This window comes from Thermophagus sp. OGC60D27 (assembly GCF_052400625.1).
Taxonomy (GTDB): domain Bacteria; phylum Bacteroidota; class Bacteroidia; order Bacteroidales; family Marinilabiliaceae; genus Thermophagus.
The window spans coordinates 133,188-152,251 of the sequence record NZ_JBQTGH010000003.1 but is presented as its reverse complement, the minus strand read 5'-3'; the positions used below and the strand labels follow the sequence as shown (position 1 = coordinate 152,251).

16 protein-coding genes are annotated in these 19,064 nt (G+C 40.1%); 14 read left to right on the top strand and 2 right to left on the bottom strand.

What is annotated here, in order from left to right; all coding sequences use genetic code 11:
* Window positions 1-26: 26 nt before the first annotated feature.
* The 7 genes from rny to ACT29H_RS04985 all read left to right on the top strand — a co-directional run bounded on the left by rny (window position 27) and on the right by ACT29H_RS04985 (window position 8,316).
* Window positions 27-1,565 (top strand): ribonuclease Y, encoded by a 1,539-nt coding sequence (rny, locus tag ACT29H_RS05015; RefSeq protein ID WP_444820508.1) that lies wholly within the window; start codon window positions 27-29, stop codon window positions 1,563-1,565.
* Window positions 1,566-1,771: 206 nt separating this feature from the next.
* Entirely contained in the window at window positions 1,772-2,755 is a 984-nt protein-coding gene (locus ACT29H_RS05010) for an SDR family oxidoreductase (protein ID WP_444820507.1), read from the top strand.
* A 198-nt stretch (window positions 2,756-2,953) separates the two neighbouring features.
* The gene (gene gmd / locus ACT29H_RS05005) at window positions 2,954-4,069 is read left to right on the top strand and encodes a GDP-mannose 4,6-dehydratase (RefSeq protein ID WP_444820506.1); all 1,116 of its coding nucleotides are present in this window, start codon (window positions 2,954-2,956) and stop codon (window positions 4,067-4,069) included.
* A gap of 93 nt (window positions 4,070-4,162) precedes the next feature.
* The gene (locus ACT29H_RS05000) at window positions 4,163-5,257 is read left to right on the top strand and encodes a GDP-L-fucose synthase family protein (protein WP_444820505.1); all 1,095 of its coding nucleotides are present in this window, start codon (window positions 4,163-4,165) and stop codon (window positions 5,255-5,257) included.
* A 128-nt stretch (window positions 5,258-5,385) separates the two neighbouring features.
* The gene (locus ACT29H_RS04995) at window positions 5,386-5,877 is read left to right on the top strand and encodes a DUF4625 domain-containing protein (protein WP_444820504.1); all 492 of its coding nucleotides are present in this window, start codon (window positions 5,386-5,388) and stop codon (window positions 5,875-5,877) included.
* A gap of 153 nt (window positions 5,878-6,030) precedes the next feature.
* Window positions 6,031-7,203: a MalY/PatB family protein gene (locus ACT29H_RS04990; protein WP_444820503.1), complete on the top strand. Its 1,173-nt coding sequence runs from the start codon at window positions 6,031-6,033 to the stop codon at window positions 7,201-7,203.
* Between the two features lie 3 nt (window positions 7,204-7,206).
* On the top strand, window positions 7,207-8,316 hold the full coding sequence (locus tag ACT29H_RS04985) for a glycerate kinase family protein (protein ID WP_444820502.1): 1,110 nt from the start codon (window positions 7,207-7,209) through the stop codon (window positions 8,314-8,316).
* Here ACT29H_RS04985 and ACT29H_RS04980 read toward each other — a convergent pair.
* Window positions 8,305-9,189, bottom strand: coding sequence for a DMT family transporter (locus tag ACT29H_RS04980; protein WP_444820501.1), 885 nt, complete (start codon window positions 9,187-9,189; stop codon window positions 8,305-8,307). The two genes, ACT29H_RS04985 and ACT29H_RS04980, sit on opposite strands and share 12 nt — an antisense overlap.
* 173 nt (window positions 9,190-9,362) lie before the next feature.
* Here ACT29H_RS04980 and ACT29H_RS04975 point away from each other — a divergent pair, with 173 nt between their 5' ends.
* Window positions 9,363-9,986 (top strand): TonB family protein, encoded by a 624-nt coding sequence (locus tag ACT29H_RS04975; RefSeq protein ID WP_444820500.1) that lies wholly within the window; start codon window positions 9,363-9,365, stop codon window positions 9,984-9,986.
* Between the two features lie 22 nt (window positions 9,987-10,008).
* Here the strand turns inward: ACT29H_RS04975 and ndk are convergent, their stop codons facing one another.
* Complete coding sequence (gene ndk / locus ACT29H_RS04970; RefSeq protein WP_444820499.1) at window positions 10,009-10,431, bottom strand: nucleoside-diphosphate kinase; 423 nt, start codon at window positions 10,429-10,431, stop codon at window positions 10,009-10,011.
* Window positions 10,432-10,731: 300 nt separating this feature from the next.
* Between ndk and ACT29H_RS04965 the strand changes: the two genes are divergently transcribed.
* The 6 genes from ACT29H_RS04965 (at window position 10,732) to ACT29H_RS04940 (ending at window position 18,858) form a co-directional block, all read left to right on the top strand.
* The gene (locus ACT29H_RS04965) at window positions 10,732-11,754 is read left to right on the top strand and encodes a DHH family phosphoesterase (protein ID WP_444820498.1); all 1,023 of its coding nucleotides are present in this window, start codon (window positions 10,732-10,734) and stop codon (window positions 11,752-11,754) included.
* Window positions 11,755-11,912: 158 nt separating this feature from the next.
* Entirely contained in the window at window positions 11,913-12,353 is a 441-nt protein-coding gene (locus ACT29H_RS04960; protein WP_444820497.1) for an FKBP-type peptidyl-prolyl cis-trans isomerase, read from the top strand.
* A 175-nt stretch (window positions 12,354-12,528) separates the two neighbouring features.
* On the top strand, window positions 12,529-13,068 hold the full coding sequence (locus tag ACT29H_RS04955; RefSeq protein ID WP_444820496.1) for a hypothetical protein: 540 nt from the start codon (window positions 12,529-12,531) through the stop codon (window positions 13,066-13,068).
* A 125-nt stretch (window positions 13,069-13,193) separates the two neighbouring features.
* Window positions 13,194-13,862, top strand: coding sequence for a NigD1/NigD2 family lipoprotein (locus tag ACT29H_RS04950; RefSeq protein WP_444820495.1), 669 nt, complete (start codon window positions 13,194-13,196; stop codon window positions 13,860-13,862).
* Window positions 13,863-14,252: 390 nt separating this feature from the next.
* Complete coding sequence (locus tag ACT29H_RS04945) at window positions 14,253-15,230, top strand: ROK family protein (RefSeq protein ID WP_444820494.1); 978 nt, start codon at window positions 14,253-14,255, stop codon at window positions 15,228-15,230.
* Window positions 15,231-15,615: 385 nt separating this feature from the next.
* Window positions 15,616-18,858 carry a TonB-dependent receptor gene (locus tag ACT29H_RS04940; protein ID WP_444820493.1) on the top strand — a complete coding sequence of 1,081 codons (3,243 nt, stop codon included), beginning with the start codon at window positions 15,616-15,618 and terminating at the stop codon, window positions 18,856-18,858.
* Window positions 18,859-19,064 lie beyond the last annotated feature (206 nt).

Sequence of the window (19,064 nt, the reverse complement as noted above, 5' to 3'; positions counted from 1 at the left end):
GTTTCATAAGTTTAAAACAGATAGTAATGGGAATAATGGAAATAGTAATAGCAGTTGTTGCGTTTATTACAGGAGGCGGTTTGACCTGGTTGTTTGTCAATAAGGCATTGGCTGCCAGGTCGCGTAAAATAATTCGGGAAGCAGAGGTGGAAGCCGAAGTGATTAAAAAAGATAAAATTCTTCAGGCCAAGGAGAAGTTTTTGCAGTTGAAAGCCGAGCATGAAAAAGAGATTAATGCACGTACTTCAAAAATTATTTCTGCTGAGAATAAACTAAAGCAAAAAGAGGTGGCTTTTTCTCAGAAGATGGAAGAATTTCAGAGGAAAAGAAAAGAAAACGATGTTTTGCGTGAAAACCTCGACCAGCAATTGGAATTGGTGGAAAAAAGGAGTGAAGACCTGGAAAGAACGCATAAGAGACAGGTTGAACAACTGGAGGCCATTTCAGGTATGTCGGCCGAAGAAGCCAAAGAGATGCTCATCGAATCCCTCAAGGCTGAAGCCAAAACAGAAGCCATGTCGTATATCAACGATATCATGGATGAGGCGCGTATCAATGCCAATAAAGAAGCGAAACGTATTGTTCTTCAAACCATTCAGCGTACTGCTACCGAAACAGCCATTGAAAACTCTGTAACCATCTTCCATATTGATTCGGATGAAATTAAGGGGCGTATTATCGGTCGGGAAGGAAGAAACATTCGGGCGCTGGAAGCCGCTACAGGAGTAGAGATCATTGTCGACGACACGCCGGAGGCTATTGTGCTTTCCGGATTTGATCCTATGCGTCGTGAAGTAGCTCGCCTGGCGTTGCACCAACTGGTGACCGACGGGCGTATTCATCCCGCACGTATCGAAGAGGTGGTGAATAAGGTGCGCAAGCAGGTGGAAGAGGAGATGATCGAAAACGGTAAAAGAACAGCTATTGATTTGGGCATTCATGGGCTTCATCCCGAGTTGATCAAACTTATCGGTAAAATGAAGTATCGTTCTTCATATGGCCAGAATCTGTTACAGCACAGCCGCGAAACGGCTAATCTGTGTGCGATTATGGCGTCGGAGCTGGGATTGAATGCGAAAAAGGCCAAACGGGCAGGACTGTTGCATGATATCGGGAAAGTAAGTGATGAAGACCCGGAATTGCCGCATGCCATTTTGGGGATGAAGCTGGCTGAAAAATATAAAGAGAAACCGGACATTTGTAATGCCATAGGTGCGCACCACGACGAAGTGGAAATGACCAGCATGATTTCTCCCATTGTACAGGTTTGTGACGCCATTTCCGGCGCCCGCCCCGGAGCCCGCCGTGAGGTGGTCGAAGCCTATATTAAGCGACTTAAAGATCTTGAAACCCTGGCATTGTCGTATCCCGGTGTTTTGAAAACTTATGCGATACAGGCAGGACGTGAATTGCGCGTCATCGTGGGAAGCGAAAAGGTTAGTGATCATGAGGCTGACCAGCTCTCGGCTGATATTGCCCGTCGCATTCAAACTGAGATGACTTATCCCGGACAGGTGAAAATAACAGTGATTAGGGAAACCCGTGCTATTAGTTATGCCAAATAAATGGATAAACAAGTCCTTTTTATATGAGTTGATCAAAAAAAGCGGTTAGTAGCCGCTTTTTTTTGCATATTTACCAAAATAACATATACCAATAATAGGTTTATTGTAATATAATATCAGAAGTTGAGTTGGATCCTTTTCTTTTTTTGAAGCGATAAACCCATTAAAGAAAATTAAAATTTTAAAAATTGAAAATACATAATAATATGCGAACAATCACAGGGAAAAGGGTATTGGTTACCGGCGGGGCCGGGTTTATAGGTTCAAATTTGATTGAAAAACTCTTAAAACAAAATAATACAGTCAGGTGTTTGGATAATTTTTCTACCGGGAAAAGAGAAAACATTTCAGGCTTTCTGTCGCATCCATCGTTTCAATTGATGGAAGGGGATATTAGAAACTTGGAAAGCTGCCAAAAGGCGGTCAATGATATTGAAATAGTGCTTCATCAAGCGGCTTTGGGGTCCGTACCGCGTTCCATCAATGATCCGATAACCACCAATGATGTCAATATCGGTGGTTTTTTGAATATGCTTGTTGCTGCTCGTGACGCCGGCGTCAAACGTTTGGTTTATGCAGCCAGTTCATCCACCTATGGCGATAGCGAAGAGATGCCTAAAATGGAAGATAGAATCGGAAAGCCTCTTTCCCCTTATGCCATTACCAAATATGTGGATGAGTTGTATGCCGATGTATTTGCCAAATTATACGGTATGGAACTTATCGGATTGCGTTATTTCAATGTCTTCGGGCCACGACAGGATCCAGATGGGGCGTATGCCGCCGTGATCCCTAAATTTGTTAGTGCATTGATTCAAAAGCAATCCCCCGTGGTAAATGGTGATGGTACTTTTTCCCGTGATTTTACATATGTTGCCAATGTTTTGCAGGCGAATGAGCTGGCCGCTACGGTAGAGAATAAAGAGGCGGTTAATACCGTCTATAATGTAGCTTGTGGAGCACGGACATCCCTCAATCAATTGGTGGATTATTTGAAGAACCTGCTTTCCGATTTTGATGAATCCATTGGTGGAGTAGAGGTGGTTTATGGCCCCGAACGAAAGGGAGATGTGCCGCACTCTTTGGCATCCATTGATAAAGCCAGGGAATTGCTGGGATATAATCCGGAATATAATGTGGCAGAAGGGTTAAAAGCAGCCATTCAATGGTATTGGGAAACGTTGTCTTAGTTTACAATAATAGTCTGGTCACTTTCGTTTAAATGTTGGAATTTTGAGGGATCAAAACATATTTGCTTGAATGTTTTGATCAATTGATGGCCTTTCCGAAAGTTAAGCCGGAAATAGGTCATGCGGATTAAGCTAAAACTACATTTAATGATACCTTTGTAGTAATTGAATTAAATATTGTGTAAAAGATTTTTCATTATGTCTAAAGTCGCACTCATAACAGGAATAACCGGTCAGGATGGAGCTTATCTTTCCGAATTTCTATTAAAAAAAGGATATATCGTACATGGCATTAAACGACGCAGTTCGCTTTTTAATACCGAACGTATCGATCACCTTTATCAGGATCCGCATGTGGAAAATCGTAATTTCTTTCTCCACTACGGAGATTTAACGGATTCGACCAATTTGATCAGAATCATTCAGGAAATTCAACCGGACGAAATATATAATTTGGCGGCGATGTCTCATGTGCAGGTGAGTTTCGATACACCCGAGTATACTGCCAATGCAGATGGAATAGGGACGCTTCGTCTTTTGGAGGCGATCCGTTTGTTGGGATTGACGGAAAAAACCAGATTCTATCAGGCATCAACCAGTGAGTTATATGGATTGGTGCAGGAAGTTCCACAGAGTGAAAAAACACCATTCTATCCACGGTCTCCATATGCAGTTGCCAAGCTATATGCCTACTGGATTACCGTCAACTATCGTGAAGCTTATAATATGTATGCCTGTAACGGCATCTTGTTTAATCATGAGTCGCCTATCAGGGGAGAAACATTTGTTACCCGGAAAATTACCCGTGCCGTAGCAAGAATTGCTCTGGGGCTTCAGGAAAAGGTTTTTTTGGGAAATTTGTCGGCCAAACGAGATTGGGGCCATGCTCAGGATTATGTGAAAGCCATGTATCTGATGCTCCAGCAGGATAAACCCGATGATTATGTGGTCGCCACAGGAGTTACCACCTCGGTTCGCGAATTTGTCGTTCGCGCCTTTTCTGAAGCTGGTATTGAAATTGAATTTAAGGGTGAAGGCGTCGATGAGAAAGGTTACGTGGTGGCATGTAATCATCCGGATTTTCAACTTGAAAAAGGCAGCTGCGTAGTAGAAGTGGATCCTCGCTATTTTCGTCCTACAGAAGTTGACCTGCTGATTGGTGATCCTTCCAAAGCTAAAGGACAGCTCGGATGGGAACCCAAATATGATTTAAACGGATTGGTTAAAGATATGATGCACTCTGATTTGAAACTCATGAAACGGGATAAATTCCTTAATGACGGAGGCTATCGTACATTAAACTATTTTGAATAATGATTTGAGTAGGAAATTGTTTTTCTTACAGGAAAAATGTTTAATCTTGTTCAGTCGGGTTTCACCCTAGAATAGAATATTAACCAAATAGGAATGCAAAAAAAAAGTAGAATATTTGTAGCCGGGCACAAGGGGTTGGTCGGTTCTGCCATTACAAGGGAACTTCAAAATCAAGGATTTGATAATTTAATTTTGCGGGCACACAATCAGTTGGATTTGTTGGACCAAAAGGCTGTTGAACGGTTTTTTGATGATGAAAAACCTGAATACGTCTTTCTGGCGGCCGCAAGGGTGGGAGGTATCATGGCCAATAATACCTATCGTGCCGACTTTATTTATCAGAATATACAGATTCAAAATAATATCATCCATTGTTCATGGAAGACAGGTGTGAAAAAGCTGCTCTTTTTAGGCAGCTCCTGTATTTATCCTAAGGCTTGTCCGCAACCCATGAAGGAGGAGTATCTTCTCACCGATGTACTGGAATATACCAATGAGCCATATGCCATTGCCAAAATTGCCGGGATGAAGATGTGTGAGGCCTACAATCTTCAATATGGTACCAACTATATTTCAGTCATGCCTACCAATCTTTACGGACCGAATGATAATTATAATCTTCTGGGATCACATGTGTTGCCGGCTATGATTAGAAAGATGCATCTGGCTAAACTGCTGAATGAAAAAGATTTTGAAAAGATACGCAACGATTTTCGAATTAAACCCGTAGAAGGAATTGATGTTGGTCAAAGTGATGATATTCTAATTCATAAACTCAGGGACTTTGGGATTGTTTTAACCGACAATGGGGAGGTAGAACTGAGGCTTTGGGGTACCGGAAAACCAAGAAGAGAATTTTTACACTCTGATGACCTGGCAAGGGCCTGTGTCTATCTTATGAAAGAAGTCGATTTTGAAGATGTGGTGAAAGAAAGGGGACTTAATGAAGTCCGTAACACGCATATTAATATTGGTGTTGGAGAAGATCTTTCCATCGCCGAACTTGCCGGATTGGTTAAGGAGGTGACGGGATTTGACGGGGAAATTCGTTGGGACAGCACCAAACCAGACGGTACTTACCAAAAATTACTGGATGTTTCGCGACTCAACCATCTTGGTTTTAAGGCTACTATCGAATTAAAAGAGGGAATTCAAAAGGTTTATGAGGATTATAGGAGTGGTCTTTAAGCGATAATAAGAATCTTGTGTGTAATGTTTTAAAGATTGATTTTTGAACCAATATTCTAATTGAGAATTAACCATCTTTTGACTTAATAATTAATGTGTAATTTAAAAGTTTTGTTAAAATGGAATTTATGAAAAGAAGCTTCATTTACTTTTTTCTGGTTACTGCCTTGTCGGTTTTTGCTCTTGCTGCCTGCGGTGGAGATGATGATCCAGATCCGGATCCAGGTACCGATCCAGAGGAAACAGTAGACAAAGAAAAACCTACCATCTCGCTGACTTCACCCAAGGAAGGTGACGAGTTTGAAAATGACGGTATCAAATCTATTTTTTTAAATGGTACCCTGGAGGATAATGAAGAACTGGATAGTTGTGTGGTTTCTGTAAGCTATAATGAGAAAAGTGCTTCGCTTAAAAGTGTTCCGGATCCGGAGCCTTTTAACCATGAAAAGTCCTATTCTTTATCTGGAAAAAGTCATGAATTTGAAAATGAAGATCCCTTCGGAATCATTGACAATGCAACACCAGGTGAATATACCTTTAGTATTAAAGTAATGGACGCTGAGGGAAATGAGGCGGAAGATAGTTTTACCATTACAATTAAGGAACCAGTCACGGAATAAACGATTCAATTAAAACATGATCAACGGTAATTTTTGTAAAAAAAAAGCCTGTATTGTATCATGTTTTGATAATATTTCATTTTATATTTTTAACATCCGAAGTGAAAGCTTCGGATGTTTTTTTATATCAAATAAATCGAAATAATATTTGTGATGGATTTTAACCAAGTTATAAGCCGAGAAGGAACCAATGCCCTGAAACTGGAATTTCGTGAACGTTTGTTTGGGACGAACAATGTTTTGCCTTTATGGGTGGCCGATATGGATTTTGCCGTGTGTGAAGAGATTGGCCAGGCCATTTGTAAAAGGGCTGAACATCCGGTTTTTGGATATACCATTCGAGATGAAGAATTTTATCAGTCCATCGTGGACTGGGTGAAGAACAAACATGATTGGGAAATATCAGAAAATTGGGTTGAGGCTTCCCCCGGGGTGGTTCCAACATTGATTCTGTCGGTTCTGGCGTTTACGGAACCGGGCGATAAAATCGTTATCCAGCCCCCCGTTTATCCCCCTTTTTTCGATGTCATAAAGGATCATCAAAGAGTAATAAAAGAAAATCCTTTGGTCAACACTCAGGAAGGGTATCGTATGGATTTTGACCATTTGGATCAAGTCACATCTGATCCTGATGTGAAGATGCTTATATTTTGTAATCCACACAATCCAGTAGGGCGAGTTTGGACCAGTGAGGAGTTGAAAACTGCCGGAGAAATTTGCTTGAAGAACAATGTTCTTGTAATCTCGGATGAGATTCATGCCGATCTGGTTTTTTCTGGACATACCCATATCCCAATGGCATCTGTCAGCCCTGAGTTGGCTGAAAATACCATTACCTGTATGGCACCCAGTAAAACTTTTAATATTGCAGGGCTTAACACTGCTTATTTTATTGCTTCCAATCCGGAATTGCTTAGGAGGATGAGACGTAAATTGCAAATATATCACTTGTTTATTGGCAATATGTTTGGTGCAGAGGCCTTAAAGGTGGCTTATCAATATGGAAAGCCCTGGTTGGATGAAGTGTTAACCTATCTTGAGGGCAATATCGACTATGTAAAGGGATTTTTGAATAAGAACATGCCGGAGGTAAAGGTGCATAGGCCGGAGGCAACCTTTCTGATGTGGCTTGACTTCTCTGAGTGGGGTTTCACGACTGCAGAATTGAGAAAATTTATGGTCGAAAAAGCTCGTTTAGGATTAAACGATGGTCCGACATTTGGTATTCAGGGGAAAGGTTTTCAGCGTTTAAATATCGCGTCGCCCCGGTCAGTCATAGAAGAGGCTATGGAACGGCTTTTGAACGCTCGAAATTTAATCCGGTAAAAAATGGAAGTTTTAGTTGCACCAGACTCATTTAAAGGAAGCATTTCCGCATTTGATGCAGCTGAAGCCATCAGGGATGGCCTTGCGACGGTCGTCCCTGATTTAGATTGTCGCCTATTACCTCTGGCCGATGGAGGAGAAGGGACCTTACAGATAATTGCCGGATTTTGGAATGGTCGATTAATAAAAGAGCGTGTTCCCAATGCCACGGGAAAGGAGGTTTGGGCCAAGAGAGGATGTTTTAACGATGGTGATACCGCCGTAATTGAGTTGGCTGAAGCATCTGGAATTGCAGGCCTTGTCCGGAAAAATCCTCGTATGACTTCTACTTTTGGTACCGGCTTACAAATTTGGAAAGCACTGGAGGAGGGAGTCTCTGAAGTAATCCTCACTCTGGGTGGAAGTGCCACCGTGGATGGCGGAACCGGGTTGATGGCGGCTTTGGGGTGCAAATTTTTTGATGAAAACGGTGCGCTTTGCACTAAACATCAAAATCATCTGTTTGAATTCGTTGCAGCCGACCTTTCCCAAATCGATAAAAGATTGTTGGAAACGAAATGGACCATTCTGGCCGATGTAACCAACCCTTTGGTAGGGCCTCAGGGAGGTTTTCGAGTTTTTGGGCCCCAGAAAGGGGTGGATAAGAGTGATGTTCTTCTATTGGAGGACAAAGTTTGTCAATGGGCCAAGGCTATAGAGCCCAAAACAGGAGAGAACATTTTGAATCTGGAAGGTGTGGGGGCTGCCGGTGGGGCAGCTCTTCCCCTGGTACTTCTTAGCAATGCAACAATTTATAACGGATTTGAATGGATTTCCAAAGAGATGAATCTCGATTTTTATGTACGGAATGCGGATCTGGTTATTACCGGTGAGGGAAAAATCGATGAACAAACTTTTATGGGAAAAGGGCCGGGAAAGTTAGCCGCTCTTGCTAGAAAATACCGAAAAAAGGTCGTGGCCATTGCCGGAAGTTCAATCGTTGAAAATATCAGCCCTTTTGATGCCATTTTTACAATGGACAAGGGCAATGCATCATTGCAGGAACTGATGAGCAGACCCTATGAATACCTTAAGCAAACAGCCACCCGAGCGGCAAAAAACTTATTTCTTTGAAGGCATTTTGCTATGTTTTAGAATAGGAAAAAGGAATACTGCGGTTAAAATAATGACCGTGCCAGCATAAAATCCTGCCGACATTAATTCTGAGTCGCCAAAGATGGCAAAAGCCAATAAAATACCATATACAGGTTCTAGATTGGTTGTAAGAACCACGGTGTAAGCTGATAAAACATCCATTACTTTAACACTGGAAGCAAATGCATAGGCAGTGCAAACTACTCCAAGCAAAATGAGAAAAACCCAGTCACTCCAAATGGGATGGGGCATACCGGCTTGAAATGATCCGGTGCCTAACATAAACAAAGTGATGCCAATGAATCCCCCTCCCATTTCATAAAAGCTAATGACCAACGGGCGATGGCGTACAACCATCAATTTATTCAATACAGTGAACAAACCTGCCAGAAATGCGGACGTGAGGGCTGCAAGGATTCCTTTGAGGTGGTCCATCTCAAACCGGAAAATCAAATAAAGACCAAGGATAATGATAAGGCCGGTAAAGACTTCCAGCCATGCCAACTTACGTTTGGTTAGTGCGGGTTCCAGAAGGCTGGTAAATAAGGCAGTGGATGCAAGACAGCCCAGAGCAATTGAAATGGTGCTGATTTTTAGGGAATAAAAGAATGTAATCCAGTGAAAAGCAACTATTAACCCTATTCCGGTTAGGCGAAAAATAGTGGTTAGGCCTATATTTAATTTTCTTCCTCTCATTTTTAATAAAATACCAAGAGCCAGAAAGGCGATTAGCATTCGATACCAAACCAGTTGAATAGCATCTAATGTGATCAATTTACCAAGAATAGCTGTGAAGCCATAAATGAATACTACCAAATGTAGTTTCAGAAGATTGGTTGTTATCTTTTGCATATAGTGAAAAAAGTTAATTATCCTCAATGCTTAAAAGCGGGGCAAAAATGATTGTTTCCCATTGAATGAACAATGATCTTTCCCCTGTTTTGGTATAATTATTGATAGTATGTAAAAAGTTTGTAATATTCTGGTTTTTAACCCTTGACCTTCCTGAACTTAAAATTTGTGCTATGAAAAAGTCATTGTTTTTCGTCCTGCTGATAGTCTTGCCAGCATTGATATTGACCAGTTTCTCCATGGCCCAGTCGGTTGTGGTTCAAAGTGAGGTGGACAAAGCTCCTGTTTTTAAAGGAAAACCTAGGCAACTTGATCGTTTTTTGGAGCAATATATGAGCTATCCCAAGGAAGCCAGGATTGATTTAATTGAAGGGATGGTAGAAGTTTCTGCAATTATTGCGGACAATGGAAAATTATTGGAGCCGCAGATCACCAAAAGTGTAGATGCATTGCTGGATGCCGAAGCATTACGATTGGTAAGCCTTATGCAGGATTGGAAGCCGGCGCGAATCGATGGGGAAAATGTAAACTGTAAGGTTTTAATTAAAGTGCCTTTTAAGCTTTCGGAAGATACCAAGATGTTGATACAAACTCTCCATGATCACGGCTTGACGGAGAAAATGCCCTTGTTTGTTATTGATGGCAAGATCGTAAAAGAATACATCGAGGTACCCCATTACAATGTGAAGTCAGTTCGAGTACTGAAAGGGGAAAAGGCCGTGCAAAGATTTGGCGAACAAGCTAAAAACGGAGTGGTTATCGTTACCACTAAACGTGGAACCCCTCCTGTTTGGTAAAAGGATGTTTATGCCCGGTTCATCAGAATAATTCCAGAGTATTGAAAAAGAACCGGGCCTCTCTTTGTGCACTCGCCTCGCTATCGGAACCGTGAATGGCATTATGCCCTTTGTCTTGGGCAAACCTTTTGCGAATAGTTCCTTCTTTTGCTTCCCGAGGATCGGTGGCTCCTATTAATTCTCTGAAATCGGCTACAGCGTTTTCCTTCTCTAGGAGGGCTGCGACAATAGGTCCTGAGGAAATAAATTCAATCAGTTCATCAAAAAATGGTTTTTCTTTATGTTCGGCATAGAATAGTTGGGCTTTTTCAGGAGACAGTTGTACCATTTTTAGGCCAATAATACGAAATCCAGCTTTTTCAATGTGTGCCAATATTTCACCAACATGATTTCCTTTTATGGCGCAGGGTTTGATCATCGTAAAGGTGATGTTTTTCTTTATCATAATATTCAAATATTGGTTGTCTTTAAGATTATTTCAATTATGTCGCTGCGTTGTCGTTATTCTTTTGGATGTAAGTGTTATCCATCAGATATGTCAGACATTATCATGGAATTAATGCCAGTGCATTTGTCCTATTCCTAATACTCAAAACATACTCCCTAAGCATCCTCCATTCTTTGTTCTCTATAATCTTATCTCTCACAATTGTGTTGCTTTCTGGTTTGTTGTTGCAGACATAAAAATAATAATTTTTGTTTAAGTCGGGTTTTACTACCTTTGCATCTTTACTATATCTAATATATGGAAATAAGCAAAAATCAGATAAATAGCTTTAGAAAATGGTTGAAAAATGCCACTTCAATTGTATTAGTTCCTCATAAAAACAGTGATGGGGATGCTATCGGAAGTGTATTAGGGTGGTGGAATATTTTGATTAAGGAGGGGTTCGATGCCACGGTTGTGGTTCCCGACGAAGTTCCATCCAATTTGACGTGGATGAGTGGAGCTGATAAAATTGTTGTTTATCAGAATGATAAACCGAAAGGTGATTTGAAGTTGAAAGAGGCTAACCTTATCCTTTTTCTGGATTTTAATACCATCTCCCGGTGTGGTGATTTGTCGGATGTGATCAAATTGTTGAAAACGCCCAAAGTGATGATCGATCATCATCCATTCCCCGACCAAGAGTTGGCAAGCCTGCAGTTTTCCAATACATCGGTTTCATCCACTTGTGAGTTGTCCTTTCACTTGATTGAAGCAATGGGGTGGAAAGAAAAGGTGGATGTTAGTGCGGCCGAGTGTTTTTATTCTGGAATCATTACCGATACCGGTTCTTTAAGTTATAATTCTTCTCATCTTCATACTTACCGTGTTGTTGGCCAGTTGGTCGAAAAGGGTATTGATAAAGAAAAAATCCATAAAGAGCTGTTTCAGAGTAACTCTTTAAATAGAATGAAATTGTTGGGACATGTTTTGTGTCATAATTTAAAGGTGGTGGCTGACTTCTCTCTGGCATATATTACCATTTCGCAAGAAGAATTGGATAAACATTGTTATCGGCCTGGGGATACCGAGGGGTTTGTAAATTACCCTCTTGCCATAAAAGGAATTGATGTCTCCGCTCTTTTTACTGAAAAAGTAAAGGATAAATTTGTGAAAATTTCATTTCGGTCTCGATATGATATTCCAGTAAATCAATATTCGGAGCAGTATTTTTCAGGAGGAGGGCACCTTAATGCAGCAGGTGGAGAATGGCATGGAACGCTTGAGGAGGCAGTGGAACGTTTTAGAAAGACATTTCCCGAATTTTTGTCGCAGCTTTGATTTTATGGTATTGAATTTGCTATTCATCAATTTATGTAAACGAAGAATGATAGTTTATGAGTCCTTTTCCTATTGTCCGTAAAATTTTTGTTTCACTTCTTTTTATATCTGTTTGCAGTTGTTCTGGGTCGCAAAACAGAAGGGAAAGGGAGAAATCAGTGGAGATTCCTCTTGAAACATATATCAATATCAATAGAAAGTTGGTTGAGAGGGAACAAGAAACGATTGAAAAGTTTGTTGTTGAGAACCAACTTGATATGAAATCCACCGGAACCGGTTTGTGGTACCGTATTGATGACCCTGGCACCGGTGAATTGATAAGGAAAGGGGAAGTCGTATCACTGGAGTACACTATCAAACTGTTGGATGGTACTTTATGCTATGATTCTGAAGAGCTCGGGCCTAAAGAGTTTCTGGTTGGGAGGGGAGGCGTTGAGGCTGGACTTGAGGAAGGCATTTTAATGCTAAAAGAAGGGGCACGAGCCTCCTTTATTATGCCCCCCCATCTGGCACATGGTCTGATTGGTGATGATGGGAAAATTCCGTCCAGAGCTATTTTATTGTATAACGTCGAAGTGGTAGATGTAAAACATCAGTAATTAATCTATAACAATCAATTTGTACGCTTCAGTAAAAATCTTTTTTTTTGTATGATTGAAACGAGCATGGCAGAATTTTCTCAAACAAGAACATGTATCATAAAAGCCTTGCCATGTTGCATCAAACTAATTACAAAGAAAAGCTATATACTAATGCAAAATTAAAAACCTGAAAATGAAAAATATCACATTAAAACTGCTTTTAACTGGTTTTATAATAATGGCCTTGATCGTAATTCCTGCATGTGATGATGGCTATACCATAAATACCAAAAAGATGCTTGCTGAAGAAAAAGCATTGATGGAGGATTATTATTTTGACGTGGTTGATACTTTAAAAGAAGTAAGTTATAACATTGTTGATACAGCTGATGATAAAACATTTGTCTATTTTGAACTAAGACAAGGATCCGGTGATTCTGTTAAAGTAGGAAAAGTCGTGGGGTTTAGATATGTCTATTATGAAATTGCAAGTGATACGACGAATACTCCCTTTATCTATCCTTACGCCAGCAATTATCACTCCGATGACCCCTATATTTATACAGTAGGAAATACCAATACTTATCAGGGAGGAATATACCCGGGTATTGATCTGGCTTTGCGGAATATGGCCTACGGGACCAAAGCAAGGGTGTTCATTGGCTCCAGTCTTTGGACCAACGATTTTGTTCCCAGAGTCGTAGATCTGGAAGTAACTTATATTGAAAAATAAATTTTTATTTTTTTTCTGGTAACGCAACCAATTCTTCTCTTTTCCATCTTTGGGGAAATAGTTTTTTTTTGAGCGGATTGGCTCAAGATTTTATTGTTAAACTAAAGAAGAAGGAGAAGAAATCAATGAAAACTGTTTTTTTATTGACTGTTGTGTCTTGTTTATGGTTGTTTGTTTCCACTTCGTGTTTGGATGATGATGATTCAACGCCTCATTATCTTGAATTGGGAGTAACAGATTATGGACCCGATGATCAACCATTGGTTATTACCGATTCTGAAACGACCCTTCAATTAAGAAATTCACCTGTCGGTTTTGATTTTGATGATAGTGTCAGGGTGTTGATGAAGTATTCCATTATACAACCCGGGAGTGAAAATGACGTTTATGACTATTTGGCTGACGCTTTAAGTATCCAGGAAGTAGTTACCGATTCCATTTTGGTATTGGACCAGATTAGTCGGGATACCATAGGTTCGGATTATATATATATTGACCAGATATGGATTTCCGGTGGGTTTTTGAATTTGAGATTTGCTTTTTATGGAGATAATAAAACCCATGATATTAATATGGTGATTGACCCTGAAGAGCAAACCGATGATGAAAATAAGATTTATTTGCAGGTTCGGCATAACAAACGTAATGATAGCGAAGTAAGCCGTTATTGGGGGTTAATTAGTTTTTACCTTGATCCACTTCAGGTTGAGGGCCATGATAAAGTTACTCTAGTGTTTGAGAACCAAGGGTATTATGGACCTTTTGATGAAATTGAATTGGAATACGAATACTGAAGAAATATTCATAGTAATATGAAGCATCTGGAATAAGGATCAAAAAGCTGTTTTTAAACATTATTATCTTGGATTGAAAAGGGTATCTCATGCATGGGATGCCCTTTTTATTATTTCATCTTAGGGATTTAACCTTAAATTGCATTCAGAGTATTAAGTTTTTTTGTATTTCTTGACGGTGTTAAGTATTTGTAAAAAAAGCAAATTTGCAGTATTATTGCATTTGATTTTGAACATCGTGTCGTTAAAAAATGCTGTAATCTTTTTTGTGTGAGTGAACGACCTTACTTAGACCTTTATCCCAATTAATTTTGATTAAATTGATTTTTCCTATACTGTTTTAATTAGGGAGGTGTTTGTTTTACTGTTTAAATGAAACATAAAATAATTATGAAAAAAATTGCAATTGGAATTGATATCGGTGGTACTAATACTGTAATCGGTGCTGTGGATCAGGATGGTAATGTTATGGTAAGTCGATCGATGGATACCCCTAAACACGGAGACTTTGACAGATATATCGCTGATTTATCCGTTGAGATTAAAGAGCTTGTCAAGGCTTTAAAGTTATTGAATGAAGATATTAGCATTTTAGGGATTGGAGTAGGTGCTCCTAATGGAAATTATTATAACGGAACCATTGAGTATGCTCCCAATTTATCCTTTAATGGTGTCATTCATGTTGTGGATGCCCTTAAAAAGAATTTTCCGGAGTCGTACGCCATAGCGCTGACGAATGACGCCAATGCAGCAGCTATTGGGGAAATGGTGTATGGCGGTGCTAAGGGGATGAAAAATTTTGTCATGTACACCCTCGGAACTGGTGTTGGAAGTGGTGTGGTTGTGAATGGTGATTTGGTTTATGGTCATGACGGGTTTGCCGGAGAATGTGGACACACGATGTTGATTCCGGGAGGTCGCCTTTGTGGTTGTGGCGCCAGAGGCCATCTGGAAGCCTATTGTTCTGCCCCCGGCATGAAAAGAACGGCTTTTGAACTTATGGCCCATTATAATGCCGAAGATAGTTTGTTGGCGAATAAATCTTTTAATGAGTTAACATCTAAAATGATTTACGAGGCTGCGGTTGAAGGGGACAAAATAGCCAAAGAAGTGTTTGAAAAAACCGGTGAATATTTGGGGCAAGGACTGGCTGACACGGTGCACCATCTGGCACCGGAAGCTATTTTTCTTTTTGGTGGACCAGTTGCCGCAGGCGACTTTATTTTTAAACCTACTTACGAAAGCTTGAACCGACATTTATTGCCCATGTTTAAGGACAAGATTAAACTGTTACCTTCTCAATTAAAATCGGGTGATGCCGCTATTGTTGGGGCGAGTGCCCTGGTTTGGAAAGAGGTGGAAAGTTAACAGATCCTTTTTTTGTTTCGTATGGCCGACCATCAACAGTCGGCCTTTTTTGTTTTTATATTTTTAACTGATTTTTTGGTTCTAGCCTAGGGAATGATTATTTATTAATGGATTATTAAAAATAAATTTACATGTACAAGTGGCATGATTTTACATCTTTGTACGTATAAAATTAAAGGATAAAAGTGGATTATTCAATGAATCTTTTTCTTCTTTGTTTTGTTGATTATGTAGGTGTTATTGTATTTTCGGGAAAGGTAAAATCTTTAAAAATTTAATAGTTGAATAATCGAATTAAAGTTTTAAAAAACTGATTGTTGTTATTGACAAAAAAAATTAAACTTCTTTATTTTGATCCAAAATTAATATCCGTAAAATCAATCCTATGAAAAGAGAAATTTTTAAGTTTATTATTTTGTTTGCAATGGTTGCATGGGGATCTGCCAACGTTAGCTTTGGCCAGGGTTCAACCACAGCTTCTGTAACGGGTCGTATTACCGACCAAGATGGTAATCCATTGCCTGCTGCCAACATCACCATCACTCATGATGCCACTGGAACCACCTATGGCGGCGTTTCAGATGCTGAAGGCTTTTATCGGTTGCCCAACTTAAATGTTGGTGGCCCATATGTTTTAAAAGCTTCCTTTATCGGTTACAACCCTTTTGAAAGAGGAGATATCTACCTTTCCTTGGGACAAACTTTTAATGTTAATATTGTTTTGAAGGAAGAAAGTATTTCTTTAAATGAGGTAAGCATCGTTGCCACAATGGGCCCCGATTACAGTGTTTTTGACGGTAACCGGACCGGGGCAGAAACGGTTATTGGCAATGACCAGATTAATGCGCTTCCTACAGTGGGACGTGATTTGACCGATTTTACGCGTCTAACACCTCAAGCTTCGGTGGGGGATGAGGGCTTTCTAACCGTTGCCGGGATAAATAACCGTTATAATCAAATTCTAATTGACGGGGCTGTTAATAATGATGTGTTTGGGTTGGCCGCTTCTGGAACTAACGGAGGACAAACCGGTGCAAGCCCCATTAGTATGGATATTATTGACCAGTTTCAGGTTAATATTGCTCCCTATGATGTGCGTCAGTCGGGATTCGCAGGGGCCAGTATTAATGCCGTAACCAAAAGAGGAACCAATGCTTTCCACGGGACAGCTTACTACCTTTTCAGAAATGAAAATCTGGCCGGTAAAACACCTACCGATGACGATAATGCCGACCGAAAAAAACTAGATCCTTTTGATAACAAAACCAAGGGAATTAGTTTGGGCGGACCAATTATTAAAAACAAACTCTTTTTCTTTGCCAATGCCGAGCAAATGAAAGACGAAACGCCTCTGCCCTTTAACTTCTCAAATTATATTGGTGAGGCTTCTGAAGCAGAGATGGATGCGTTGGCAGACTATCTGAGGAATACATATGACTATGAGCCCGGTGAATATTTAAATAAGCAGAAGAAACTGGAATCTACCAAACTTTTTGGGCGCATTGACTGGAATATTAGCGATGTTCATAAATTAATGATCAGGCATAGTTATACAAAAAGTGAATTAACCGATGCCAGCGCTTCTTCGTCCTATACACTTGGGTTTTCAAATAATTATATGTACTTCCCGAGTATTACCAATTCAACTACTCTTGAATTGAAATCTAACTTTAATAATTATTCTAACGATCTGATTATTACCGGCACCTTTGTTCGGGATGACAGAGACCCGAACGGACAAAGCTTCCCTGCCGTTAGCATCTCGGACGGCGATGGCACCATATATTTCGGTTCGGAAGCTTACTCCACTGCCAATGAGCTCAATCAGGATGTTATTTCTATTACCGACAATTTTCAAATTTACAAAGGTAAACATACCATAACCATCGGGACAAATAATGAATTTGCCAGCGTTTACAATCTTTTTATGCGCAAAGCTTTTGGTGAATATCGTTTTGCTAGTATGGAGGATTTTTATAACGGTATGGCTTACCAATATGAGCGTGGTTATTCACTGGTAGATGATGTGATAGGCGATGGTTCGGCGGCAGCAGCAGATTTTAATATTCTTCAACTGGGATTGTATGGGCAGGATGAATGGCAAATTTCCAATGATTTTAAGTTAACCTATGGGATTCGTTTTGATATGCCGCTCTTTTTAACCGATCCGCCAGTCGATGAACATTTTAATAGCGAAACCATCCCTATGCTGGAAGCTGCCGGTTGGGATCTGGAAGGGGCTAAAACCGGTAATATGCCTAAATCTCAGATCCTCTTTTCGCCTCGTGTGGGATTTAATTATGATGTTTCCGGTGATGAACAGACCCAGTTAAGAGGGGGTGTTGGTATTTTTACCTCACGTTTGCCCCTTGTTTGGCCGGGGGGAGCTTTTACCAACAGTGGTGTTGTGATTGGCGGGGTTTATCAACAACGTCAGTACTGGAATGGTGTTACACCTGATATCCCTTTTAATGCAGATTGGCAAACTCAGTATGACAATAGCTATTTCGGGGGAGAAGATTTACCTTATAGTGGACAGATAGACCTGTTTTCAGAAGATTTTAAATTTCCTCAGGTTTTCAGAGCTAACTTGGCGGTGGATCAAAAATTGCCCTGGGGGTTGATTGGAACGTTAGAAATGATCTATTCAAAAACGCTGAATAATGTTATCTATTACAATGTAAATGTATCGCCCGAACCGGAGTTTTACTTAACCGGTGCTGACAATCGTCCCTATTACAGCAGTGATAAAATTGATGATTCCTATACGAGAATCATGCTGGGTACCAATACCAATAAAGGATACGCTTATAATATTACTGCTCAGTTGCAGAAACCTTTCGACAATGGATTGACTGCCAGTATCGCTTATACTTATGGCCATTCAGAGACCATGAATGATGCTACGTCTTCCCAAAACTCTTCCCAGTGGAGATATATGGAAACCGTTAACGGCCTCAATAACCTCGATTTAAGTCGATCCGATTTTGATCTGGGGCATAAAATCAACGGCTATATTACTTATACAGTGGAGTATCTAAAACATTTGAAATCTACTTTTAGCCTTTACTACAACGGCCAAAGCGGAATGCCTTTTAGTTATTCCTATAACGATAATGGTGGTGTTAATGGGGAAGGAGAAAATGAAGGTAACCTGATTTATGTGCCGGCATCTAAAGATGAAATCGTCTTTGCCACCGGTGATGGCCTCCCTTCTGCCGATGAACAATGGGATAATCTGAATCAATTCATCCAAAATGACGATTATTTAAGCGAGCGTCGGGGCAAATATGCCGAAAGAAACGGCGCCAGAGCCCCTATGTCTCATATTTTTGATTTTAAATTTGTTCAAGATGTTTGGGTCAATGTCAGCGGTTCTAAACAGACCCTTCAGTTTACCATCGATATTTTTAATGTGGGAAATTTATTGAATAAAGATTGGGGACGCCGTTACTACGTGCCCTATGGCAATTCCACTATCATTAATTTTGAAGGCTTTGCCGCTGATGGGACTACCCCTACCTACAGTTTTTCCCGTGATGGGGATTATGAGCCATGGAACATTGATGATTCGGGTCTTAACAGTTCCAGATGGCAAGCTCAAATCGGAATTCGTTATAAATTTTAATTTATTGAATCCGATGAGTCATTTGTTATAATCTTTTTTTTATTGTTCCTGACATTTGAGATAAGTACATATGTTAATCTAGATAAAAAGTCATCATGGAAGATTTTTCATGGTGGCTTTTTCTATTGTAAATAAAGTTCATTAATCTTATACCATGTCAGAGAATAATTAGTGAAACTGGTTGTTGATTCAATTACATAAACAAT